Source organism: Psychrobacter sp. 1U2, assembly GCF_051847575.1.
Map to the genome: position 1 here is coordinate 1 of NZ_JBPYDC010001914.1, position 500 is coordinate 500.

Below are 500 nucleotides of genomic sequence, written 5' to 3' on the forward strand. Positions count from 1 at the left end.
CTGCAAGCGCGGTCATAAAGTCAGTCACAGCATCCAAACTGCTGTCTGAGACCTCTGGCGTACCGCCATTGGCGGCTGTCCAACAAATTGGCTGATTAGCGGTACAGTTAGGGTCCATAAATATCGAAGTGGTTAAGCCCATATCTTGCGACATGGCGTTGGCGTTTTGGGTACGCAGACTTGAATTAATCGCTTTCCAACCAAAGCGGCCAATTCGCTCATAAGCACCTTCGTTAACCCAGTGCACACGGCCACTGATTTCATCTTTATTGTCATCGTTAGCATCGGCGGCAGCGATAATACTGGCTTCAGGGATGAGATTAAGTAAGCCCATACCGACCAGTTGCGGCGAGATACGTCCGCTAATAGCGGTATCTCCTAAAGGTTGGTTGGAGTCCGTTGGGGTAAATTCGAATCTGATACTTTTAGAATTTTTATCGTCTTCAACAGTAGCGATATAGCGCATTTTACCTTCGGTAGCGATACTGGCGTCGATACTT

Annotated in this window: 1 protein-coding gene; it reads right to left on the reverse strand. The window is 47.8% G+C overall.

Going from position 1 to position 500, the window contains the following annotated elements; genetic code table 11:
• The coding region (locus ACS8FD_RS25105) for a di-heme oxidoredictase family protein (protein ID WP_439277844.1) at positions 1–500 on the reverse strand (500 nt) is incomplete at both ends.